A 23,281-nucleotide genomic window follows, 5' to 3' on the forward strand; every position below is an offset into this window, starting at 1 on the left:
ACCCTGCCAGTCTCATATTTCTGATACGTCAAGCAACCCGGTACCATGGACGACGCGATATGCAAACACCATCCTTGAAGATTGGCACGCGCGGTAGCAAGCTGGCTCTGGCCCAGGCTTACGAGACGCGTCGCCGCCTGATGGAGGCGCATGGTCTGCCGGAAAAGGCGATTGAAATCCTGCCGATGTCCACGGCGGGCGACCGTATTCAGGACCGTCCGCTGTCGGAAGTTGGCGGCAAGGGGCTTTTTACCGAGGAAATCGAACAGGCGCTGAAGGACGGGCGAATCGATATCGCCGTGCATTCGTCCAAGGATATGCCGACTGTTCTGCCTGAAGGATTGCATCTTTCCGTCTTTCTCGAACGCGAAGACCCGCGCGATGCCTTCATTGGTCGCGCGGCCAAACGGTTCATCGATTTGCCACAGGGCGCTGTCGTCGGTTCGTCGTCGCTGCGCCGTCAGGCGCTGATCCGGCGTCTGCGCCCCGACATTCAGGTGGTGATGTATCGCGGCAATGTCGATACCCGCCTGCGAAAACTTGAAGCGGGCGAAGTGGACGGCACTTTTCTGGCCTGTGCTGGCCTGAAGCGGCTGGGGCTCGATGCGGCGATCACCGAACTGGTCGATCCGCTGACCTTCCCGCCAGCGCCGGGACAGGGCGCTATCGGTATTGAAAGCCGCATCGGCGATGCGCGCATCGATGCGCTACTGGCGCCGCTGGCGCATCGCGACACGCAGGTTGCGCTTGCCTGCGAACGCGCTTTTCTCGGCGCGCTTGACGGCTCCTGCCGCACGCCGATTGCCGGGCTTGCCACGGTGGATGGTGACAAGGTGCATTTCCACGGCATGATCCTGACGCCCGATGGCACAAAGGCGCATGAAGTGACGCTCGACGGCACAGCACCAGAAGCGGCGGCGCTGGGCGTCGAGGCTGCAAGGCAGGTTCGCGCGGTGGCTGGCCCGCATTTCTTCACTGACTGGGATTGACCTTGACCGGGCCGGGCGCAGCGACCGCGATCAAGCGGGTTCTGGTGACAAGACCGGAACCGGCAGCATTGCAGACTGCCGCCAAGCTCGCTGACGCCGGTTTCGAGCCGGTGATTTTGCCGCTCAGCCGCACTGTGCCGCTTGGCTTCTCGGTTCCCGATGCCCGGTTTGATGCATTGACCGTCACAAGCGCCAATGCTTTTCGGCATGCGGGGCATACTTTGCCGCACCGCGATATGCCGCTCTTCGCCGTTGGCGAGGGTACGGCGCGCGCCGCGCGCGAATCGGGCTTCACCGACGTTATTGATGGCGGCGGTGATGCGGTGCGCCTTGCGGAAACCATGCGCAAAGCTTTGCCACAAGGTGCGCGTGTTTTGTATCTGGCCGGGCGGGTGCGCCAGCCGGTGTTTGAAGAGCGCGTGTCGGTAGCCGGTCTCGATATGACGGTGTGTGATGTCTATGATATCGAAACCATCGACTATTCCCGCAGCGAACTTGAGCGCTTGTTAGGCCCGCAGCCGCTTGCGGCGGTGATGCTTTATTCCGGCGTTGCTGCGGAAGCATTCGCGGCGGCAATGGACAGGATCGACCCGCCTTTTAACGATAAGACCCGTTTTTTGTGCATATCGACGCGCGTGGCCGAAAAACTGCCATCGAACTGGCAGAGACATGCGCTGGTGGCGGAACAGCCGGATGAGACAGGACTTCTCCGACTGTTTCCCAAACTTTGATTCTTTTAGACGCAACCTTCCTGCGACAGAAGATTTTATCTGTTAGAGTCACACCGAGTTACCGACAGGCAATCGACGATTACGAGAGGACCCATGGCGAAATCCGGCACCCCGCGACATTCCAAACCGGCCCGCAATCCCGTGACGATCAATCTCGATCCGTCTGATGTAAAGCGTGTCGACGAACAAGCGGGAGCCAGGACGACACCGCCCGCCGAACCGGTCGGGAACTTTGCTCAGGCAACGACCGCCAAGCCCGCTGAAACGAAAGCCGAGCCGAAACCGGCTGCGAGTGCTGCAAATGCCGCAAGGCCGCCCTTCACCGCTGGCGTAAAACCGGAAACGGAAAAGCCGGGCGCGTCTTCAACCGTGCCGCCCGTCGGCAACTCCAGCCCGAAGCAAAGCACCGGCGCGTCGCATCTTCTGGCGGGTATTGCCGGTGGCGTCATCGCGCTTGGTGGCATGTTTGCGCTGCAATGGGGCAATGTCATTCCGTCGCCCGGCGCGCGCGTGACCGCCGAACAACTGGCCGCGATGGAGCAGCAGATCGCCGAACTGCGCACCAATCCGACGCCCGCACCGCTCGATGCTGCGAGCCGCACGCAATTTGCCGATTTGCAGAAGAATGTTCAGGCCGCCGAAATCAAGGCTGAAGCGGTCGCAGGCACGCTGACGCAGTTGCAGCAGCAGGTCGAGACATTGCCGCAGGCGAGTGGAGGCGCCGCTTCCGGCGATATCGAAGCGCTGACCGGGCGTCTCGACGCGCTGGAATCGAAATTGTCGGCGGCCCAGAATCAGGCGGATCAGGCTGCAGCCGGTGTTTCCGGTAATACCGGCACGATTTCTTCGCTGGAATCGAAGCTTACCTCCTTGCAGGCAACGGTCGGCGAAGCCGCCCGCCAGCCGGATGCAACAGCGCTGATTGCCGCCAATGCGCTGAAAACGGCCATCGATCGCGGCGGTTCGTTCAAATCCGAGCTCGAAACCTATGCGTCGCTGGCGCCACAGGATAGTTCGGTCGAGGGCCTCAAGGCCTTTGCCAATACGGGCGTGCCGACCGTGGCGGACCTCAATGCCTGGTTCGGTCCCGTCGCCAATCGTATTGTCGCCACCGAAAACAAGCTGCCCGCCGATGCGGGCGTTTGGGATCAACTCGTTGCCAGCGCCAAGGGGCTGGTGAGTGTTCGGCCCGTCGCGGGCAATGTGGAAGGCGAAGGTGTCGGACCCACGACCGCACGTATGGAAGCAGCGCTTCATGCAGGCGATCTGGAGCGCGCCATCGGTGAATGGGAAAAACTCCCTGCCGATGCGAAAGCGGTGTCCGGAGAATTTGCGAACCAGATGAAAGTGCGGCGCGACGCCGACGCGCTGATCCAGCGTCTGGTTGCTGACAGCCTCAAGCCGAAAGCACCGGCAGAAGCGGGTGCCGCGGCACCGGCGGGCAATTAAGGGGGCGGGCCGATGCTGCGTGTCTTATTCTATCTGCTGATCGTTGTGGCCCTTGGTTTCGGCTTTGCCTGGCTGGCTGACCGTCCGGGCGAGCTGGATGTGGTTTTTGCAGGCAACCATTATAATGTGCCGCTGATTACGGCAGTCGCCGGTATTGTGGCTATCGTGGCAGCGATCCTGCTTTTGTGGTGGCTGGTGAAAAGCATCATCCAGTCGCCCTATACGCTGCGCCGCCATTTTCGCGCCCGCAAGCGCGACCGGGGATATCAGTCGCTTTCGACCGGTCTGATCGCTGCCGGTGCGGGCGATGCGGAAGCCGCGCGCCGCATGACCAAGCAGGCGGGCAAGCTGCTGAATTCCGATCAGGAGCCGCTCATCAAACTTCTGGAAGCGCAGACGGCGATGCTTGAAGGTCGCACGGACGATGCCCGCAAGGGCTTCGAGGCGATGCTGGAAGACCCCGAAACCAAGCTTCTGGGCTTGCGCGGGCTTTATATCGAAGCGCAGCGCGTCGGCGCAATCGAGGCGTCCCGTCATTATGCTTCGGAAGCTGCCAAGCAGGCGCCGCAGCTCGAATGGGCGTCATCGGCAATGATGGGCCAATTCTGCGCCGACGGCGATTGGGATGGCGCATTGAAACTGGTCGAGGCGCGCAAACAGGCGCTGGCGCACAGCAAGGATACGGTGAAGAAGGAACGCGCAGCGTTGTTGACCGCCAAGGCCATGGCAACGCTGAATGTCGATCACGCCCATGCCAAGACTATTGCGCTGGAGGCAAACAAGCTTGCGCCCGATCTGGTGCCTGCCGCTGTCGTGGCTGCGCAGGCGCTGTTCACCGATGGCGATGTGCGCAAGGGTTCCAGGATTCTGGAGGCGGCATGGAAGCGTTCCCCGCATCCCGATATCGCTTCCGCTTATGTCTATGCCCGCGCAGGCGACACGGCGCAGGATCGTCTGAAACGCGCGCGGCATCTGGTGTCGCTGCGTTCCAACACTGCGGAAGGCAGTCTCGTTCTGGCGCGCGCGGCCTATGAGGCTGGAGATTTCAAGGCAGCCCGCGACAATGCCGAACAGGTGTTGCGGGCACGCCCGACCGAAAGCGCCTATCTGCTGCTGGCCGATATCGAGGAAGCCGAAACCGGCGATCAGGGCAAGGTGCGTCAGTGGCTCGCGAGAGCGCTCAAGGCGCCACGCGATCCGGCCTGGACTGCCGATGGTTATGTTTCCGAGCGCTGGTCGCCAGTTTCGCCGGTTACCGGCAGGCTGAACAGCTTTGAATGGAAAGTTCCGGTTGTCGAACTTGCGCCGGTTGTTGAGGTCGAAGAACCGGAAATCAAAGGGCCTGTCCCGGATGTTAAACCGGCAGTGCCCGTGGTGGTGACGCCGCCGCTTCGCGACGCACCTCCGAAAGCTGCGCCGCAGCTTGATGTGGTGGAGGCCGAAGTGGTTGTGCCCGCCGCCGAGCCCGTGAAAGCGGATCCGCCTGCGCCAGTTCTGAAGCGCGATGAAACTCCGCAACCGCCGCTTGATGGAACCTCGTTCGATGACGTCGAAGACGGAGAGGACAAGCGCGGTCATTTCGTGGTCGATGATCCGGGCGTGGATCAAAACAGCACACCGCGCAAGGTGCAGGGTGGTTTACGGCTGTTCTAAGCCAGTTCCACTTGAATAAAGCGTTGCTTAAAAACAACGCTGGCGACGTCATCTGCGTCGAACCGTCTTTCATGACGGTTTGTCGCGTTGCCTGCCGTATTTCCCCCGTTAGGTTCGCAAATATGCAGGTCGGCGTTTCCCTGGTGAGGCGCTTGAGCGTTAATGTGTCTCGCGAGGGTGAATGTTCGATCGTCTGTTGGAATTTTTGAAAGAACTGCCCGGCAACGGTTTTCGTGACCGGACGGGAAATATTTCCAACGATGATCCGAAACTTGCCGCCGCTGCCCTTTTGTTTCACATCATGGATGTCGACGGAGAAACACGCGAGAGCGAGCGCAAGAAGCTCGCCGCGATGCTGTCGCTGAAATATAATCTCAAGGGCGATGCGCTGAAGAAGCTCATCAAGGCCGCCGAGGCTGCCGATAGCGAGGCCATCGATTTTTCGAGCTTTACATCCGTTCTCAAGCGTCAGTTGGACTATAATGCGCGGCTCGATTTCGTGGGTCTGATGTGGGAAATGGTCTATGCCGATGGCGATGTCAGCGAAGTGGAAGCGGACGTGACATGGCGCATCGCCGAGCTTATCGGCATCCGCGAGGATGACCGCAATGCCCTACAGGCGCGGGTACAGATAGAAAAGGCGAGCCGTAGCTCGCCCTTTTGATCATCAAGTCCGGCCTTGCAGATGGCGGGCCTTGCGCAATTGCGGGAACATGGCTGCCCAGATCATCGCGACGGCGATGGAGCCGACGCCGCCAATCACCACTGCCGGAACCGCACCCAGAGCCGCCGCCATCAGACCTGCGCGGAATTCGCCCAATTCGTTCGACGCGCCGACGAAAACCATATTCACGGCATTGACGCGTCCGCGCACATGATCCGGCGTCCAGAGCTGCATCAGCGTTTCACGGATGTAGACGCTGATCATATCGGCAGCACCGGCCAGCGCCAGTGCGACGACGGAAAGCCACGTCAGCGTTGAAACGCCAAAGATGATGTTGAACAGGCCGAAAAGCCCAACGAAGACGAACATCACCCGGCCTGCATGGTCGCGGATCGGATGACCGGCCAGCCAGATCGCGGTCAAAACCGCGCCAATGCCGGGAGCCGAGCGCAACAGGCCAAGCCCCCACGGACCAAGATCGAGAATATCGCGCGCATAGATCGGGAGCAGCGCCACCGTGCCGCCGAGCAGCACCGCAAAAAGGTCGAGCGAGATCGCGCCCAGCACGATCTTTTCCTTCCAGATATAGCGGAAGCCGGCGAGCATGCTCGACAGGGAACGCTGTTCTGCAAGCGTATGCTGCTTCGGCTTTGGTATCGAGAAGGTGAGGACCGCAGCCGCGATCAGAAAGACCGTGGCAATGCTGTAGGCTGCGACCGGGGAGATGCCGTAGAGCAGGCCGCCCGCGACGGGGCCAACGATAGTTGCGACCTGCCAGGCCGACGAATTCCAGGATACGGCATTGGCAAAATCCTCGGTCGGAACAAGGTTCACCACCAGCGATGCCGAGGATGGCCCGAGGAAGGCGCGGGCGATGCCGAATAGCAGGAGGCTCGCAAATACGGTCGCTGGCTCGAACAGGCCCGCGAGCGTCAGCGAGAGCAGCAGTCCTGTGACGACAGCTTCTAGAACCAGCGACAGGCCCATGATCAAGCGCCTGCCGAAACGGTCAGCCGTGGCCCCGGTTACGAGAACGAGCAGCAATGCAGGCAGAAACTGCATCAGCCCCACCATGCCCAGATTGAAGGCATCGCGGGTCTGGTCATAGATTTGCCAGCCGACCGAAACGCTGACGATCTGTACCGCAAAGGCGCTCAGAAAGCGTGCGCCCCAGTATTTTTTAAAAGATGAGTGGCGAAAAGCTGCGTAACGATCAGCAGAAGAAGCATCGGTTGAGGGAGACATTGCTCAAAACATCGCGAGGAAAGATTGTGGTTACTTACAGCATCCTTCCCATGATCGGAATCACTTTTTGGTGGCAATTGTGTCGGCAATTCCCGAAGCGGAAAGGACTTCAAGAAAAAGGGCGAAAAAAAAGGCCGACATGACGTCGGCCTAGTCGATCCGGGAGGGCGGATCAATCCTTGCCAAGCAGGCCTTTCCAGATGATCGCGCCGAGCGCGGCACCGATCAGCGGAGCAACCCAGAACAGCCAGAGCTGGCTGAGTGCAGCCGTTTCAGCGAAGAGCGCAACGCCGGTGGAGCGAGCCGGGTTAACCGACGTATTGGTCACCGGGATCGAGATCAGGTGGATCAGCGTCAGGCCGAGACCGATGGCGATGGGGGCAAAGCCAGCCGGTGCGATCGACGATGTCGAACCCAGAATGATGATGATGAAGAACGCCGTCAGGACGATTTCGATCAGCAGGGCCGAAGTCAGGCTATAGCCGCCCGGCGACAATTCGCCATAACCGTTGGAGGCGAAGCCGCCCGCCGTGAAACCGCTTTTCCCCGAAGCGATCAGATAGAGCACCGCCGCTGCGACAATGGCACCCAGAACCTGTGCGATCCAGTAGGGGATAAGATCCTTTGCCGGAAGCCTGCCGCCGATCACGAGACCGAGCGAAACAGCTGGATTGAAGTGGCCACCAGAAATGCCGCCCACAGCAAAAGCCATGGTCAGGACGGTGAGACCAAAAGCAAAGGCGACGCCCAGGAAGCCGATGCCAAGTTCAGGAAAAGCCGCAGCGAGCACCGCGCTGCCGCAGCCGCCGAAAACCAGCCAGAAAGTTCCGAAAAACTCAGCCGATAGTTTATTCAACATGGAAATCCCCAAGGTTGGTGTAGTGAAACTGGCCGAATGCGAATCAGATATCCAAAACTATATCCCTGTCATATTCTTCCGGCAATATTGTTGAAAACAAAGAATGGCGTCTATGCTTTGCTTCGTAGAACTATTTTAAAAGTAAATATCGAAAATTACCCCAATTATATTGTTTCTATTCGCTAATATGATTGATAAGCACTTGAATTGATTAATGTAAATCATGTGCCCTACGGCTGAAGCGAAGGGCGAGCAGCAATGGCGCCCCGGAGGGCGTTGTCACCGGTCGTCGGCTGAATGACGCAATTGCGGGGTTGCTTGACCGCTGACTTCCATAGCCGGGTTATTGCGAAGGGGGTTGCATGCGCGTTATAAGCGAAGAGTAGGCACGGGGCAGGCCCGTAACCGAAGAACAGCCATTTTCAAAGGCTGTCGTAGAGCAGACAGGGAGTTTGCGGTTTGAACATGCATCCTAAGACCAGAGGATCGAGAATCTTTTGGGGTATCGTCATGGCGGTGCCGCTGGTTTCCGCTCTTTCCGGCTGCACGGCGACCGCATGGACGGAAAAGGTCAAGATTGACACCACGCCGCTACCGACCGAATGCGCGGGATGGCAGAAGATCGATCTCAAGCAGCGCACCACAATGGTTCTGCTGCGTCAGGATCCAAAGCTTGTTGTCGAGATCGATTCTCACAATCTCAAGGGACGCAATCTCGGCTGCTGGCAGTAAGCGATCCAGCTTTGGGCTCATGCGTCGGGGCTCAAGCCGGACGCGCCATCCTGATATCGACCCTCTCGATTGTGCCGCGCAGGGCGGGCAGCATCGTCTCGAAGCGGATATTTCTGCCGGGTTCGATGCTTGTGCGCACCGGTTCCAGCAGGCGTTCACGCTTTTGTCCGTCACGATAGGTGATGCTGACGATCAGAGCCGGTGGCGGCTGCGTTTCGTGGCTGTCATTCCTGATGCTGGCGCCCACATTCAGCACATTGCCTTCGGCGCGCTCGGCGATATTGCTGGTGATGTCGGTCACTTTCAACGCGGAAACGAGCGGCAGTGACGGTGACACGCTGGCGACGGCGTCCGACGACTTGCCTGTCATGATCGTATAGCCGCCCGCCATCCAGAAGGCGGTCGTGGCGCAAAAGGCCACCAGAACCCAATAGGCGACACCGGGGCCACTCGCGGTTTCCGTCGCAATCGCCGGGCGGTGCTGTTTGCGGAAAAGGCTGAACCCCGGCAGCACATGCGGCGTGGCTGGCTTTTGACGTTCCGGCAGCACAGTTTCGAATTCGGCGTCCTCGACTTCGACAGCGGGCGCGTGACGCCAGCCGGCAGACGTCGAGGCACGCTTATGGGCGCGCGCATGGTCTGCGGCGGGGGATCGCTTCGCCATCATGAAGTCATCTTCCTTTGCGTTTGCTCACTCATTCCAGCCCCATAGGCTGCCGCAAAATGGTTAATGCTTCGCTCGCGAATATTTTAACGGCCGAAACGGGTCCGATTTAACGCAAGATTAACCATAGAGCGTAAAGGTCGAACGAGTATTGATGTGCGACGCGTGAAGGCTTCGCGCGCGCGAAGAACAAAGAGAAACTGACCGGTGATACGTTTCGAGAATGTCGGGCTGAGATATGGAATGGGACCTGAAATCCTGAAGGATGTCAGTTTCCACATACCGCCGCGTTCATTCCAGTTTCTGACCGGCCCTTCGGGTGCCGGGAAGACGTCGCTCATGCGGCTGCTTTTCATGGCGCTGAAGCCGACACGCGGATTGATCAACGTGTTCGGCAACGACGTGGCGCGTCTCGACCATAAGCAGGTGCCGCTGCTGCGCCGCCGTATCGGCATTGTGTTTCAGGATTTCCGTCTGCTCGACCACATGACCACTTATGAGAATGTGGCGCTTCCGCTGCGGGTGCGCGGCAAGGAAGAAGCCACCTATCGGCATGAGGTGGAGGAACTTTTGCACTGGGTTGGCCTTGGTGACCGGATGGGCGTTCTCCCGCCGGTCCTGTCCGGTGGTGAAAAGCAGCGCGCCGCGATTGCGCGCGCGCTGATCGACCAGCCGGAACTGCTGTTGGCGGACGAGCCGACCGGCAATGTCGATCCGCCGCTCGCCAAGCGCCTGCTGCGCCTGTTCACGGAGCTTAATCGCTCGGGCACCGCTGTCATCATCGCGACGCACGACCTTTCCCTGATGGATCAGGTCAATGCGCGCCGCATGATTCTGGAACATGGGCGGCTCGATATCTATGAATAAGCCCCGCAGTGGTCGCCTAAACGGCTGGCAGAAAATTCTGGATGACCTCAAGGTTCGTTTCGAAGACCTGAAGGACATGGTTCTGGTGCGGGTCGGCAAACGCCGACAGCGCAAGGGACCAAGTCCCATCGTGCCCGATGGCAGCGTCACCGGCACGGCTTTGGTGACCGTTATCGCGATCATGACCTTTCTCGCCTGCCTGACCATGGGCGGCGTTTCGCTGGTCCGCGCATCGGCTGCCGCCTGGCAGAGCCAGATTGCGCGCGAGGCAACCATCCAGATCCGTCCGGTCGAAGGGCAGGATATTGAAAAGACCTTGCAGCAGGCGAGCGATATCGCGCGCGGCTTTGCAGGCGTGAAGACGACGAATATCATCGACAAGGATGCCACGGCGCGTCTGCTGGAACCCTGGCTTGGCAGCGGGCTCAACATTGACGAACTGCCGGTGCCGCGCCTTGTCGTGGTGACCATTGACGAAAGCGCGCCGCCAGATTTCGGCACCATGCGCGCGGAACTGACCCGCGCCATACCGGCAGCCAGTTTCGACGATCACCGGACTTGGGTGGACCGGCTGGTGTCGATGGCGCGAACCACGGTTCTGGTCGGCACGGCAGTTCTCTCGCTGGTGATCGCAGCCACCATTCTCACCGTCATTTTCGCCACGCGCGGCGCTATGTCCGGCAATAGTCACATCATCGAGGTTCTGCATTTCATCGGGGCGGAATCGAAATTCGTGGCGCGTGAATTCGAGTGGCATTTCTTCCGCACCGCGCTGAAAGGCGCGCTGTTCGGCGGTGCCGCCGCCATGCTGGTTTTCCTGATCTTTTCGTGGTGGGCTTCCCGCCATATGGCAACGCCGGAAGGCGATCAGGCCGCGGCGATGTTCGGCAATTTTGCCATCGGTCGCAGCGGCTATCTGGGCGCCGCCGCCATCATCATACTGGTTAGTGTCCTGACCATGCTGACCAGTCGCCTGACGGTTATCCGCCAGCTCGCAACCATGGATGGTCCGGGAGTGCGCTCCGAATGACGATCTTTTGGCCCAATACGCTCCGTCGCTCGCAAATTCCTGGTAGTTTTCCGAGTTATCGCCGCAATGCTGCGTATGATAGCCAGAGGAACAACGGGCGAATCGCGCACGCATTGGGCGGCGGATACCGGGCGAGTAACGATGCGGTGGCAAAGGGACAAACAGCGGAAGAGATGCGAGCGGGCGCCGTGGTCTGGCGACGCAGCCCCCCTGTTGTTGCCCCTTCATCCTTGCTGCTTGCGCCAGCCAGATTCCTGTGGTCTGTCATGATGCGCATGCTGAGACGTTTCCAACCCATTTCCATCGTACTTTTTGGCCTGCTTCTGGCTTTTCTCGTTGGCTTTGTCGCCTTCGGTGAGAAGGTGACGAGCATGACGCCGCCGGTGATCGATGAACCCGCCGACGCCATTGTGGTCCTGACCGGCGGTCAGTCCCGCATTCAGGCGGCGGTCGATCTGTTGCAGGAAAAACGCGGCAAGCGTCTGCTGATCAGCGGCGTGCATCCTTCCACGAATGAAAAATCGATACAGCGCGCCACCCATGCCGATCAGAGCCTGTTCGACTGCTGTGTCGATCTCGACCGTTCGGCACGCAACACCATCGGCAATGCCGAGGAAAGCGAACACTGGATTCGCAACAACGGTTATAACCGGGTGATCGTCGTGACGAATAATTACCATATGCCGCGCAGCATTCTGGAAATGTCCTACCGGATGAAGGACGTGGAATTCGTGCCCTATCCGGTGGTGAACACCGAGGGGCGCGGGCAAAGCTGGGTTGCCGAGGGTGACACGCTGCGCGTATTGTTCGTGGAATATGTCAAATATCTGGGCGCGGTCGTGCGCGTCGGTACGTCGGAGATTTTCGGCTTCGACATCCTGAACGGCGTCGCCGGTCAGAAAATCAATCGGTAACAAACAGCAAATTCCCGACGATCGGTCACTGTTTTCTGTATGGAAAACGGGGCAGTTCCTGATATACGAGTGCCCGAGATTTCGGAAAGCGAAGGTCTGACAGTTTTTCGAGATTGTGTCTCTCTCTACGGGACGTGCTCTAGCCGGGACATTCGCCGACACGATGCTTCTCTATCTGCGTTCAATCCTCTTCAATGCGGCGTTTTACATCTGCACGCTGGTTCAGATGATCATCTATACGCCGTTCTATTTCCTGCTGCCGCGCAAGAAGGCCTGGATCGTGCCGAAGCTTTGGGCGCGGGTCAATCTCAAGCTCCAGAAGATTATTGCCGGGACGGATTACGTCATTGAAGGTCTCGAGAATATTCCAGAGGGCGCCTATATCTGCGCCCCCAAGCACCAGTCGGCCTGGGATACCTATGCATTCCTGCCCTATCTGGATGATCCGGTTCTGATCCTGAAGCGCGAATTGATGCGCATTCCGCTGTTCGGCTGGTACGTCGCCAAGATGGAGATGATCCCGGTGGATCGCGGATCGCGCGTCAAGGCGCTGCATTCGATCACCAAGGGCGCGGAAAAGGCCATTGCCGAAGGGCGTCAGATCCTGATCTATCCTGAAGGCACCCGCCGCGCGCCCGGTGCGCCGCCGCAATATAAATACGGCATCGTGCATCTTTACGATGCGCTGAACCTGCCGGTCTTGCCGATTGCCCATAATGCCGGGCTTTACTGGCCGCGCCGCAAGTTTCTGCGCTTTCCGGGCACCATTCGGTGCCGCGTCCTGCCGCCCATTCCGCCGGGGCTTGAAAAGGAAGAATTTCTGCGCCGCCTGATCGAAAGCACCGAAACGGCCTGCGACGAGCTTCTGGTTGCGGCAAGCCGCGACCCCAACCCACCCCCGATGCCACCGACAGCTGTGGACCGCCTGAAGGAACTGGGTGTTTCACCGCGCAGTTAAATGCCCGACATCCTTCCGGCTGTACATGAGCTAAACGACAATTAGTCGCGTTTTATTGAACTTTCGTTTTTCTTGCACGGAAACATGAAACCCGTTATCAGAGCGCGACACGAAAGGACCCATCATGAATATTGATGCCATTTCCATCGGAACCAATCCTCCCGAAGACGTCAACGTCATCATCGAAGTTCCGGTCGGCGGCCAGCCGATCAAGTACGAGATGGACAAGAAGTCCGGGGCTCTGATCGTTGACCGTTTTCTCTACACGCCGATGACCTATCCGGGCAATTACGGTTTCGTACCGCACACGCTCTCGGAAGACGGCGATCCGATCGACGTTCTCGTCTGCAACACCCGTCCGCTGGTGCCGGGTTCTGTGATCAATGTCCGCCCGATCGGCGTTCTGGTCATGGAAGACAATTCCGGCAAGGACGAAAAGATCATCGCCGTTCCGTCGCCGCACCTGACGCGCCGTTACGAGAAGATCCACGACTATACCGATATGCCGGAAATCACGCTGAAGCAGATCGCGCATTTCTTCGAGCATTACAAGGATCTGGAACCCGGCAAGTGGGTCAAGATCGGTGACTGGGGCGATGAAGACTACGCTCGCAAGTTCATCGTTGAAGCGATCGAACGCGCCAAGGGCAAGTAATCGCCTGTTTCATGAGTTGAGTTCAAAACAAAAGCGCCCGATGATCCATCGGGCGCTTTTGTTTTTGGTGTTTGCTGTGCCGGTCAGAGGAAGAGCGGCAGCAGCGTCGTCCACATGAACTGGCGGATGAAGAAGATAATCAACAGCAGGACAATCGGAGAAATGTCGATGCCGCCCAGATTGGGCAGGAGATTACGGATCGGGCGCAGAACCGGCTCGGTTACCTTGTAGAGAAACTCTCCGACCGAGGCCACGAAGCGATTGCCGGAATTGACGACATTGAACGCATAGAGCCACGAATAAATGGCGCTGGCGATGATGATCCACGTATAGATGTCGAGCGCCAGGTCAATGGTGCGGAACAATGCTATCATGAGTGTCTGTCTCCTTGACGATTGGCCGAGATGTAGCGATTGCTTCGATTGAGGACAAGTGCCCGATAGGCTGCCGGCTCAATTTTCGTGCTTGAGGCACTGGTTCGGCCCTTCTCTTTGCTCTGCCGGACAATGCTCTGATATGCCATCGGTGTTGCTATGCTTTGTAATAAATGGCAAGTGAGCTTAACAGTGCTGACCGGTGTTTGGCTGAACGGATAAAACGACAATGGATATTTCAGAAAATAGTCGCGATCCTTATAAGGACCGCAAAAGCATCGAGTTTTCCTTCCGTGCCAAACGGTTCGCCCATATCCGCAAATTGATCGAGGCGGCACTTGCCGAAAAGCCGGAAGGCGAAAAAGTTGAAATCCTCGATCTCGGCGGGTCGGAAAAATATTGGCTGATCGGCGAAGACTTCATCGAAGCCAACCGCGACCGCCTGCATTTCACGCTGATCAATCCTGAAAAGCAGGAAGAGAAAGATACGGGAACCTTCACGTTTCTGGTCGGCGACGCGACCGATCTGGCGCTTTTTGCGGGGCGGACTTTCGACGTGGTTCATTCCAACTCGGTTATCGAACATGTCGGCGACTGGGCGGCCATCACACGCTTTGCGGAAAATACCCGCAGGCTCGGCAAGCGTTATTACATGCAGACCCCCAATTACTGGTTTCCCTATGAGCCGCATTTCCGCTTTATCGGTTTTCAGTGGCTGCCGGTGGCGGTGCGCATCTGGCTGATGACCAAGATGCGGCTCGGCTTTTTCGAGCGGCAGAAAAGCGCCGACGATGCCCGTTTTCATGTGGAATCGATCCGGCTTTTGACCACGGGACAGGTGCGCAAGCTCTTCCCGGATGGGCGGATCGAATTTGAGAAGATTGCCGGACTGGCGAAGTCCATTCTCGCAATCAGGGATTGATCAGTCGAAATCACGCGGCGGGTGTGATTTCGCGGCAATCAGGCTGCCGACATGCTCAAGCGCGTGATCGCGCACGCGCATGTCGCGCAAATGTTTCAGCGTGTTGGCGACATAGTCGATATTCGCGCCGGATTCGCCATGCGCGGATGCCACAATCGCAGCCGCGTCCTCGGCCTTGAGCGCGCCCGCATATTGCACATGGCGGCGGTCGGCCACATAGACCAGCCCCTGAACGTCGCGCCCGTCATGGAGGCGCAGCCGCAGCCTTTTTTCGTGGTAGACATTGTTCGACATTTCGCGTTCGCGCAAATAGACCATCACCTCGTCAGTCATCTCGCCCGGAACGCGGAACGCCATGCCAAGGCAGGAGCCGCCCGCGTCGAGACCAAGCACCAGTCCGGGGTGGTCGGGTGAGCCGCGATGGAAATGCGAATAGATGCACAGACTGCGACGATAGCCGTGCAGACGGGCGCGAACGGTCTCCACATGCGCGAAGCCGGGCCGCCACATTAGGGAGCCGTAGCCGAAAACCCAGAAATCACTCGTCCGCTTTGCATCGATATGGTGTGTCATGATGGTATAATATTTGCCGTCTCGTGACCGATTTCCATGGGTAATTGATGGATATCCCTCGTTTTTTCTGAAGCGCCACTTCACAAGACTCAATCCTGCCATAATATGGCCAAGAGTGAGGTTGAGCAAAACATTGTATCGAAAGATGCGTCGCTGGCGGCTCTGCTGCTTCTCAGGCTCAACTCTCTGACCGACATAAGGTTTTTCGATGGTGCATCCCGGGACGGAAGCTGGAACGAAACAACGGAAGTCCAGAAAGCGATCTATTGCGCTTGGCATTTTCCTGATCGTTCTCGTCGCTGCCTACACTGCCGGGTGGTTCTATGTGGCCGACCGCCTGCAAACGCGCGCCACCGCGGATATGGCAAAGCTGTCCGCTCAGGGCATTGGCGTGCGCTGCGAGGATCTGCGCACAAGCGGCTATCCGCTTCGTGTCAATGTGGTCTGCGACAGCATTTCCTGGCAGAAGCCCAGCGCCGGCATGGCCTTTCGCGCAGGGCGTTTCACCTCCGGCTCGCCGATCTATGCGCCGCGCTCGCTCAGCAATGATCTGACCGGACCTGCCTTTATCGAATTTCCGGGTCTTCAACCGCTTGAAGTGAGCTGGAGCCGGTTCAGCTCCAACACCCGGCTTGCCCGCCCGTTCCCGACCGAGATCGCGCTTGAAGCGCGCGACATCGTGGTCGGTCGCCGCACGGAAACCACGACGACGGAGCCGCTCAGCAGTCTGGAACAGATGGATTTCAGCATGAGCGCCGTCGATGGCGCGCTGAAACTGGCAGGCCGCTTTGCCGGGCTGAAGCTTGCAGCCCCGGTGATCGGCAATGCCAAGAGCCCCGAGATCGACGGCGTTGCCGATATCGAGATTGCCGATGCTGCCACACTGCTGGCGTCGGGATCTTCCGACTTCAGCCAGCGTCTGCGCGGCCATAGCGGCACGATCCATCAGGCATTTCTCTCCATGCCCAATGGGGCGATGGTGACGCTGACCGGTCCGTTTTCCGTCGATGACAATGGGCTGATCAATGCCGATGTTAAGCTGACGCTCGTCAATGCGCAATCGCTGGCGCAGGCTGGCCAGACGGTTTTTCCGGAGCAGGGCAGCAATATCGCCACCATCCTCTTCGCGCTATCAGCCATGCCGAAAGACGAAAACGGCAATCCCACGCTGGAGATTGCCGTTCGCAAGGGCAGAGCCAATGCCGGGTTCATTCCGCTTGGGCGGTTACCCGCGCTTTAGGGGAGTAAGGGAGTAGGGGAGTATGTTTTTACTGCCCTATCTATTGCCTTACTTCTTTTCGTTGGTGCGCGTCGCAGCCTGACGGCCAAAGTCTGGCGCATCCACTTCCTGACCCGCATCGATAATGCCACGGCGCACCGCACGCGTGCGCGTGAAGAGGTCGAACAAGGCCTCTCCGTCGCCCCAGCGGATCGAGCGTTGCAGCGAGGCCAAATCTTCCGAAAAGCGCCCCAGCATTTCAAGGATAGCGTCCTTGTTGTGCAGGCACACGTCACGCCACATGGTCGGGTCCGATGCCGCCAGACGCGTGAAGTCACGGAAACCGGATGCGGAATATTTGATGACTTCCGATTTTGTCACCTGCTCCAGATCGCTGGCGGTGCCGACGATGTTGTAGGCGATGATATGCGGCAGATGCGAGACGATGGCCAGCACCAGATCATGGTGCTGCGGGTCCATATGGTCGAGCCGCGAACCGCAGGCCGTCCAGAAGGCCGTAAGCTTTTCCAGCGCCGCTTCATCCGTGTCGGGAAGGGGCGTGAGGATGCACCAGCGATTGTTGAACAGCTCTGCAAAGCCTGCGTCCGGGCCGGAATATTCCGTCCCGGCTAGCGGGTGGCCCGGAATGAAATGCACATTGGCGGGCAGTTCCGGTTGCATCTGCGCAATGACGGAAGCCTTGGTGGAGCCGACATCGGTGACGATGGCGCCGGGCTTCAAGCTTGCGGCGATCTGCTTTGCGACGGTGCCGGACGAACCGACCGGTACCGAGACGATCACCAGATCGGCATCCCTGACCGCTCCGGCACTGTCGGTCGTGTAGCTGTCCCCGAGGTTCAGTTCCTCGGCGCGCTTCAGGGTTTCGGCGCTGCGGGTTGCAATTGCGATATGGTTGGCAAGGCCTTCGCGACGGATGACGCGCGCCAGCGACGAACCGATGAGACCGATACCGATCAGCGCGATTTTATCAAAATGGATCGTGGACATTGATCTTACTTTAAAAACTCAGTGAGTGCGGCGACTACGCCGCGATTGGCTTCTTCCGGTCCGACAGTCATGCGCAGCGCGTTGGGGAAACCGTATCCGCCAACACGGCGCAGAATATAACCGCGCTTGGAAAGCCACTCATCCGCCTTGTCTGCCGAGTGTGCGGCGTCTTCGGGGAAATGGATCAGAAGGAAGTTCGTGACCGAAGGCGTCACCCGCAGGCCGAGCTTGGTGAACTCATCCGTCAGCCAGGACAGCCACTTGTCGTTATAGGCGACCGACTTTTCGACATGGTTGCGGTCGCGAATGGCGGCCGCACCGGCGGCAATCGCTGCCGAATTCATGTTGAACGGGCCGCGAATGCGATTGACTGCGTCGATCACATGGGCGGGCGCATACATCCAGCCGATCCGCAGACCCGGAAGGCCGTGGATCTTCGAGAAGGTGCGGGTCATCACGACATTCTCGTTCGACGAAACGAGTTCGAGACCGGCCTCATAATCGTTGCGGCGCACATATTCGGCATAGGCAGCATCGAGGATGAGAAGGACATGCTTCGGCAGGCCCGCATGCAAACGGCGCACTTCCTCGAAAGGCAGATAGGTGCCGGTCGGATTGGCCGGATTGGCAATGAAGACGACCTTGGTGCGCGGCGTAATGCCAGCAAGAATGGCATCCACGTCGATGCGCGCATTGCTTTCCTTCACGGTTACCGGTGTTGCACCGGCTGCCAGCGTCTGGATCTTGTAAACGGCAAAGCCATGCTCGGTGATGACGGCTTCATCGCCCGGCGCAAGATAAGTCTGGCAGAGCAGGCCCAACAACTCATCCGAACCATTGCCGCACAGGATATTGCCAATGTTCAGCCCTTGCGTTTCGGCAATAGCTTCACGCAGCGCGAGCGCCTGTCCGTCGGGATAAAGTTCCAGCTTTTCGCCCGCGTATCGATAGGCCTCCACCGCATGGGGGCTGGGGCCGATCGGGGTCTCGTTGGAGGAGAGCTTATAGACCTTGGCAACGCCTTCCACATGTTCCTTGCCGGGCACGTAGGCTGCGATGTTGAGCAGGCCGGCCTTGGGCTGGGGACGGGAAAGGTTTTGCTGATCGGTCATGATTTTGGCTCCGCCAAAAGAACAGTGTTGCTTTATGGGACGCTCAAGGGATTTGAGCCCCGATGCGACATAAACCGCCATGGGCGCGAAGTCGAGAAAAACCTTGTTTTATGGGGGTTGAGCACATCCCGAAAAGTGCGAAGCGGTTTTCGGGATGGGCGTCAGAGTAAATATGTAGAGCCGATCTAATGTAATCAGATGGGCTCTAGGCGTCAGACTCTTGTTTGGCCTTGCGCAGTCCGCTGACCGGGGTTCCAAGCACCGGCACGAAAACACGCCGCGACGCGCGCTGCGCAACCGGCAGGCCCTGATAGAGACGTTTCTGGGCTTCCACCACCAGCACGCCGGAGAAAAGCGGCCACAGCCGCCGCCCCAGACCTTCGATTGCCAGACAAGGCCGCATCATCCAGCGCCGCGTGGCGGGTGGGAAATGCAGGGCGTCGCTAACGGTGTTGACCGTGAAATTGGCTTCGCGCAGCAAGGTGGAAAGCTGGTCGCGGCTGTAAGGCCGCCCGCTGCCAAAAGGCGTATGTTCGAAGCGGGCCCAGACGCCACGGCGGTTGGGCACCACGATCACCAGCCGCCCGTTGGGCGCCAGTACGCGCCACATTTCCTTCAGCGTTTCCGGCGCGCTTTCGGCATATTCCAGCGCATGGACCATCAGGATGCGGTCGATGGAGGAATCGGGCAGCGGCAATTCTTCATCGAAGACCAAAGCCGTGGTGGATTTGTCCGCCGAAGGCCAGGCGATCGCGCCCTGTCCGGCTGGCATGAAGGCAAAAGTGCGTTCCGTATCGGCGCTGAACCGGTCGAGATAGGGCAGGCTGTAGCCCATGCCGATGAGCCGTTCGCCCGGAACACGTTCCCAAAGACCGGCAATCGCCATGCGTATGGCGCGCTCGGCCAAATGACCAAGTGTCGTGTCGTAAAAGGAGCGCAGTTCGATAATGTCCGGATGCATGCGGGCACGCTATATCAAATCCTGTCATCGGGGAATGGATATAAGAGCCTGTTCCAAAAGTCGCCCTGTGTGGCTGCAAATGGCAATTTTCTCCATTCCGGTGCTCTCGTACCAATAGTACGCTCCGCTCCGGTACTCGAAAATCACCATTTTGCACACACATGCCGCTTTTTGTTTCAGGCTCTAAGCCTGGGCTTGTTGACAGGCGGGGTGCATTTTCTTCAAACCGTGCTATAGAGCGTGCCTTCTGCAGGAAAGCGCATCCCGAAAAGCCTGAAAAGGCTTTCGGTTGCCCACGAGCAAAGCAAACGATCAGGAGAGAACCGGCAATGCCAGAAGTCGGCGGCAAGACGATAGAAATTCTATTCAGCCCGGAAGATATTGCCGGTCGCAATCTTGAACTGGCGAAGGCTATTGCCGAACGCAAGTTTCACAATCTGCTGACGATTTCCATTCTCAAGGGCTCGTTCATTTTCGCAGCCGACCTCATCCGTGCCATGCATGATGCGGGCGTGGAACCGGATGTCGAATTCATCACGGTGTCCAGTTATGGCAAGGGCACGACCAGTACGGAAGTTCGCCTGCTGCGCGATATCGACAGCGAAGTGCGTGACCGCGATGTGCTGCTGATCGACGATATTCTGGAATCCGGCAAGACGCTCAAATTCGTCCGCGAACTGATGCTGGAACGTGGCGCGCGCAGCGTCAGCATTGCCGTCCTGCTGGACAAGAGCGTGCGGCGCAAGGTCGATCTGGAAGCTGATTTTGTCGCCTTCGAATGCCCGGATTATTTTGTCGTCGGCTATGGCATGGACGTAGCCCATTCGTTCCGGCAGTTGCCCTATGTCGGACACGTCAAGGATTGAGCGGCAAATTCGTGATGCCGGGCTGCAAAGAGCGCTTTTCTGTGCGCCGGTGCTCACGTACCCTTAAGTACGCTCCGCTCCGTTGCTCGAAAATCACTCTTTTCGCCACGGCCTGACGAATTTGCAACCGTCGTACGAGTTCGTTGAGCAGCCTCTAATCGAACTGTAACAGGCGCTGCAGATATTCCTTTTCCATCTGCGGCGTCAGCGCGTTGCCGAGCTTGCGGCGGATTTCATCCAGAATTTCACGCGCGCGCTGAATGTCGATTTCGCCGGGAATTTTGGTGCCGTTGCCATCATCGGCTCCCATGCCCTGCTGGCGTCCGAGCGGATCGCGGCCACGAGAACCATTCGCGCCCTGACCCTGCTGGCCGTCCTGCCCCATCGCCTGCTGCATCTTCTGCATCATGTCGCGACCGGCACGGCGCAGGGCGTCCAGAGCGCTGCCCTGATTGTCGTTGGCCTCCGCGCCTTCATTGCGTCCTAGCGCTTCGGCGGCATTGCCCATGGATTTTCCGGCATCGCTGAAATCCTTGCCGGGTTCAATGCCCATGCCTTTCAGGTCTTCCGTCAGCTTTTGCAGTTCCTGCTGCAATTGCTGCTGCTGCTGTTGCAGCTTGCGCATGGCCTCTGCGGTCTTCTCATCCGTCTGGCCGCCTTGCTGCGAACCGCCGCCCCTGGAGCCGTCATCGCCGGGGAACAGGCCTTCCATGTCCTCACCTTCGCCCTCTTCACCGGCACCCGGATTGCCGTCGAACTGGCGCTGCTGCTGCTGGTCGAGATTGAAGGTCTCGTTCATCATCTGTTGCTGGCGGCGCATCAGATCACCAAGCTTGTTCATCTGCTGCTGCATCTGCCCTTGCTGGCCCTGCTGTCCCTGACCCTGCTGGCCGGGTTGTGTCTGACCCATTTGCAGATTGTTCATCAGGTCCTGCAATTGCGACAGAAGCTGTTCGGCCTGATCGCGCGATCCCTGACGGGCCAGATTTTCGATCTGGTCCATCATGCGCTGTAAATCCCGTTCCGTCAGCATCTGCGCATTGGGATCCGGCGCTGACTGGCGCGCATTCGGGTTCTGCTGCTGGCGCTGGGCGAATTCGCGCAGGAAATCCTGCATCGCCTTGCGCAATTCGGCGGTGAGCTTCTCGATCTCTTCCTGCGAGGCACCGTTTTGCAGCGCATTTTTCAGTGCTTCCTGCGCCTGACGCAGACGCTTTTCGGCTGCCGAAAGATTGCCATCCTCAATACCGAGCGCCACCTGCCACATATAATCGGCAGTATCGCGCAGGGCGTCGTCGCTTCTCGCCATGCGAAGCTTGGTGCGGATGGTGACGAGGCCCAGATAATGCGCGGCGTTCTTGATCGTTTCTTCCGGGCGCAGCATCAGCGCCGACAGCATGTCCAGCACATGATCGCGCTGGTTGGCGTCAAGCGCCAGAATACGGCGCTGTTCGGCAATAGCGCGCGCCAGCGGATTGCTGAAAGGCCGTTCGGGAAGCGTTATCACTTTGGTTTCGCTGCGCCCAACCTGGCCCGCCGCGTCGGTGACGACGAGGGTTAGCGCTATCTTCTGGCCTGCCCATGGATGTTCGGTCAGGTCTTTCGATGTGGTGGTTTCCTTCACGCCGCGGCGCGGCAATGCGAGCGGCAGCTCCGGTGCCTCGTAAAGCGGGGAGGCCTCTTCGTCTTCATCGATTTCCAGCGGCACGATCTCGGCAAAGGCTCTGGCCGGCACATAGTCGTCATCGATTTCATAGGTCAGTTGCAGCGTGCCGTTGAGCGCGTGACCGGGTTCCTTGGTAAAGCGGATCGTCGGCGGCGTGTCTGGCGTCACCGCAAATTTCCAGCGCGCATCGGTGCCGGAAAGGGTCACGGTTTCGTCTTCGCGTAAATCGTAGCGGAAGTTGCGGCTTCCATCGACAGCGCTTTCTTCCGGCGTCTGTACCGGCCTCAGTCCTTGCGCTTGCGTCTGCTCTTCCTTCGGGGCGACGGGCTGGACTTCCCGTTGCTCGCCTTCTGCATTGGTTGCGGTGAGGCGTTCCGAGCTGCCGCCGATGACGCGGACCGAAAGCACACTGCCCTCGGGAACCGTGATCGCTTCGGCATTGCGGCTGTTTTCAGCGCTGGCCGTCAGGAAGACCGGCGCGCGGCCTGTATAGCGCGGTGGTGTCACCCAGGCATCGACACGGGCAAGGGCGGCACCGTTGCCGGGGCGAATGTGAAAGGCGTCGGCAATGCGCCCGCTGCCAGCGCTGGACGTGTAGGCGAGCGCTGTGACGAAAAGCAGCGCCACGACGGCGCGCAGGCCATAAGGATCGCGTTCCGGCAGGCGCGGTCGCGGCAAGCCGGATTGCAGGTTCTTGAGCCGTTCGGCCATACGCTTCTGATGTTCGCGCCACAGAGCCTGCGAAAACGGATCGTGGGTGCCGCTGGCCATATGGCCGGATTGCACGGCCAGCGGTTCGTGCACGAGGCCGTTGACCGCCTCGATGCGCGCCGTGACATCGTCTTCGGTCGGCTGGCGAAAACGGGATGGGAGATAGAGCGCAACCAGCCCTGCCAGCGCGAAGATCGTCAGCACGGCGATATGCAACCAGCGCGGCATCATGCCGAACAGGCCAAACCAGCTGATGCTTGCAAAAAGCGCAACCAACAGAATCAGCGGCAGGACCAGCGGCCACAGGCGTTCAAACCCGACGGACAAGAAGGTGCGCAGACGCAGTCGGCGCAACAGAGCGCCATCGCCTGAAAACAGGCGCAAAAAGGCTTCCCGCATCAGCTGCGGCCTATCCTTCTTGTCTTGGCCTTGATCCGTCATCCGGGCTTTCTGCTCTGT

23 protein-coding genes are annotated in these 23,281 nt (G+C 59.0%); 14 read left to right on the forward strand and 9 right to left on the reverse strand.

The genetic code is table 11. The features are described from left to right. Positions 1 to 59: 59 nt before the first annotated feature. The 5 genes from hemC to WIX40_RS14925 all read left to right on the forward strand — a co-directional run bounded on the left by hemC (position 60) and on the right by WIX40_RS14925 (position 5,486). On the forward strand, positions 60 to 989 hold the full coding sequence (gene hemC, locus WIX40_RS14905; protein WP_339440457.1) for a hydroxymethylbilane synthase: 930 nt from the start codon (positions 60 to 62) through the stop codon (positions 987 to 989). 29 nt (positions 990 to 1,018) lie between these two features. Further along, positions 1,019 to 1,720: a uroporphyrinogen-III synthase gene (locus WIX40_RS14910; protein ID WP_339441052.1), complete on the forward strand. Its 702-nt coding sequence runs from the start codon at positions 1,019 to 1,021 to the stop codon at positions 1,718 to 1,720. Positions 1,721 to 1,813: 93 nt separating this feature from the next. Next, positions 1,814 to 3,169 carry a COG4223 family protein gene (locus tag WIX40_RS14915; RefSeq protein WP_339440459.1) on the forward strand — a complete coding sequence of 452 codons (1,356 nt, stop codon included), beginning with the start codon at positions 1,814 to 1,816 and terminating at the stop codon, positions 3,167 to 3,169. 12 nt (positions 3,170 to 3,181) lie between these two features. Beyond that, the gene (locus tag WIX40_RS14920; protein WP_339440460.1) at positions 3,182 to 4,822 is read left to right on the forward strand and encodes a heme biosynthesis protein HemY; all 1,641 of its coding nucleotides are present in this window, start codon (positions 3,182 to 3,184) and stop codon (positions 4,820 to 4,822) included. A gap of 181 nt (positions 4,823 to 5,003) precedes the next feature. Continuing rightward, entirely contained in the window at positions 5,004 to 5,486 is a 483-nt protein-coding gene (locus tag WIX40_RS14925) for a tellurite resistance TerB family protein (protein ID WP_109369922.1), read from the forward strand. 3 nt (positions 5,487 to 5,489) lie between these two features. On the opposite strand, the gene WIX40_RS14930 is transcribed toward WIX40_RS14925, so the two are convergent. Beyond that, complete coding sequence (locus WIX40_RS14930) at positions 5,490 to 6,731, reverse strand: MFS transporter (RefSeq protein ID WP_109369921.1); 1,242 nt, start codon at positions 6,729 to 6,731, stop codon at positions 5,490 to 5,492. A 172-nt stretch (positions 6,732 to 6,903) separates the two neighbouring features. Beyond that, positions 6,904 to 7,590, reverse strand: a complete 687-nt coding sequence (gene aqpZ / locus WIX40_RS14935) for an aquaporin Z (RefSeq protein ID WP_109369920.1) — start codon at positions 7,588 to 7,590, stop codon at positions 6,904 to 6,906. A 465-nt stretch (positions 7,591 to 8,055) separates the two neighbouring features. On the opposite strand from aqpZ, the gene WIX40_RS14940 reads away from it, so the two are divergent. Next, a complete protein-coding gene (locus tag WIX40_RS14940; protein WP_339441053.1) occupies positions 8,056 to 8,322 on the forward strand; it encodes a hypothetical protein in 267 nt (88 codons plus the stop codon). 31 nt (positions 8,323 to 8,353) lie between these two features. On the opposite strand, the gene WIX40_RS14945 is transcribed toward WIX40_RS14940, so the two are convergent. After that, positions 8,354 to 8,989 carry a hypothetical protein gene (locus WIX40_RS14945; protein WP_339440462.1) on the reverse strand — a complete coding sequence of 212 codons (636 nt, stop codon included), beginning with the start codon at positions 8,987 to 8,989 and terminating at the stop codon, positions 8,354 to 8,356. A 240-nt stretch (positions 8,990 to 9,229) separates the two neighbouring features. On the opposite strand from WIX40_RS14945, the gene ftsE reads away from it, so the two are divergent. The 5 genes from ftsE to ppa all read left to right on the forward strand — a co-directional run bounded on the left by ftsE (position 9,230) and on the right by ppa (position 13,410). Further along, positions 9,230 to 9,853 (forward strand): cell division ATP-binding protein FtsE, encoded by a 624-nt coding sequence (gene ftsE / locus WIX40_RS14950; protein WP_210261380.1) that lies wholly within the window; start codon positions 9,230 to 9,232, stop codon positions 9,851 to 9,853. Then, on the forward strand, positions 9,846 to 10,883 hold the full coding sequence (locus tag WIX40_RS14955; RefSeq protein WP_339440463.1) for a cell division protein FtsX: 1,038 nt from the start codon (positions 9,846 to 9,848) through the stop codon (positions 10,881 to 10,883). The genes ftsE and WIX40_RS14955 overlap by 8 nt, the downstream gene beginning before the upstream one ends. Then, positions 10,880 to 11,797: a YdcF family protein gene (locus WIX40_RS14960; protein ID WP_339440464.1), complete on the forward strand. Its 918-nt coding sequence runs from the start codon at positions 10,880 to 10,882 to the stop codon at positions 11,795 to 11,797. The genes WIX40_RS14955 and WIX40_RS14960 overlap by 4 nt, the downstream gene beginning before the upstream one ends. Positions 11,798 to 11,960: 163 nt before the next feature. Continuing rightward, positions 11,961 to 12,755: a lysophospholipid acyltransferase family protein gene (locus WIX40_RS14965; protein WP_339441054.1), complete on the forward strand. Its 795-nt coding sequence runs from the start codon at positions 11,961 to 11,963 to the stop codon at positions 12,753 to 12,755. Between the two features lie 124 nt (positions 12,756 to 12,879). Further along, positions 12,880 to 13,410: an inorganic diphosphatase gene (gene ppa, locus WIX40_RS14970; RefSeq protein ID WP_078337519.1), complete on the forward strand. Its 531-nt coding sequence runs from the start codon at positions 12,880 to 12,882 to the stop codon at positions 13,408 to 13,410. 83 nt (positions 13,411 to 13,493) lie between these two features. On the opposite strand, the gene WIX40_RS14975 is transcribed toward ppa, so the two are convergent. Continuing rightward, complete coding sequence (locus WIX40_RS14975; protein WP_109369913.1) at positions 13,494 to 13,784, reverse strand: YggT family protein; 291 nt, start codon at positions 13,782 to 13,784, stop codon at positions 13,494 to 13,496. Between the two features lie 229 nt (positions 13,785 to 14,013). Here WIX40_RS14975 and WIX40_RS14980 point away from each other — a divergent pair, with 229 nt between their 5' ends. Further along, positions 14,014 to 14,706, forward strand: a complete 693-nt coding sequence (locus WIX40_RS14980; protein ID WP_339440465.1) for a methyltransferase domain-containing protein — start codon at positions 14,014 to 14,016, stop codon at positions 14,704 to 14,706. On the opposite strand, the gene WIX40_RS14985 is transcribed toward WIX40_RS14980, so the two are convergent. Continuing rightward, positions 14,707 to 15,279, reverse strand: a complete 573-nt coding sequence (locus WIX40_RS14985) for a gamma-glutamylcyclotransferase (protein ID WP_109369911.1) — start codon at positions 15,277 to 15,279, stop codon at positions 14,707 to 14,709. 208 nt (positions 15,280 to 15,487) lie between these two features. Between WIX40_RS14985 and WIX40_RS14990 the strand changes: the two genes are divergently transcribed. Then, positions 15,488 to 16,519, forward strand: coding sequence for a DUF2125 domain-containing protein (locus WIX40_RS14990; protein ID WP_109369910.1), 1,032 nt, complete (start codon positions 15,488 to 15,490; stop codon positions 16,517 to 16,519). Positions 16,520 to 16,567: 48 nt separating this feature from the next. On the opposite strand, the gene WIX40_RS14995 is transcribed toward WIX40_RS14990, so the two are convergent. The 3 genes from WIX40_RS14995 to WIX40_RS15005 all read right to left on the reverse strand — a co-directional run bounded on the left by WIX40_RS14995 (position 16,568) and on the right by WIX40_RS15005 (position 19,579). Beyond that, a complete protein-coding gene (locus tag WIX40_RS14995) occupies positions 16,568 to 17,506 on the reverse strand; it encodes a prephenate/arogenate dehydrogenase family protein (protein WP_339440468.1) in 939 nt (312 codons plus the stop codon). A 5-nt stretch (positions 17,507 to 17,511) separates the two neighbouring features. Beyond that, a complete protein-coding gene (gene hisC / locus WIX40_RS15000; RefSeq protein WP_109369908.1) occupies positions 17,512 to 18,618 on the reverse strand; it encodes a histidinol-phosphate transaminase in 1,107 nt (368 codons plus the stop codon). A 205-nt stretch (positions 18,619 to 18,823) separates the two neighbouring features. Beyond that, positions 18,824 to 19,579 carry a methyltransferase domain-containing protein gene (locus WIX40_RS15005; RefSeq protein ID WP_339440470.1) on the reverse strand — a complete coding sequence of 252 codons (756 nt, stop codon included), beginning with the start codon at positions 19,577 to 19,579 and terminating at the stop codon, positions 18,824 to 18,826. 329 nt (positions 19,580 to 19,908) lie between these two features. Here WIX40_RS15005 and hpt point away from each other — a divergent pair, with 329 nt between their 5' ends. Further along, on the forward strand, positions 19,909 to 20,445 hold the full coding sequence (gene hpt / locus WIX40_RS15010; protein WP_124915119.1) for a hypoxanthine phosphoribosyltransferase: 537 nt from the start codon (positions 19,909 to 19,911) through the stop codon (positions 20,443 to 20,445). 154 nt (positions 20,446 to 20,599) lie between these two features. Here the strand turns inward: hpt and WIX40_RS15015 are convergent, their stop codons facing one another. Then, a complete protein-coding gene (locus tag WIX40_RS15015; protein ID WP_339440472.1) occupies positions 20,600 to 23,263 on the reverse strand; it encodes a TIGR02302 family protein in 2,664 nt (887 codons plus the stop codon). Positions 23,264 to 23,281 lie beyond the last annotated feature (18 nt).

This window comes from Ochrobactrum teleogrylli, from assembly GCF_037482325.1.
Lineage (GTDB): Bacteria > Pseudomonadota > Alphaproteobacteria > Rhizobiales > Rhizobiaceae > Brucella > Brucella teleogrylli.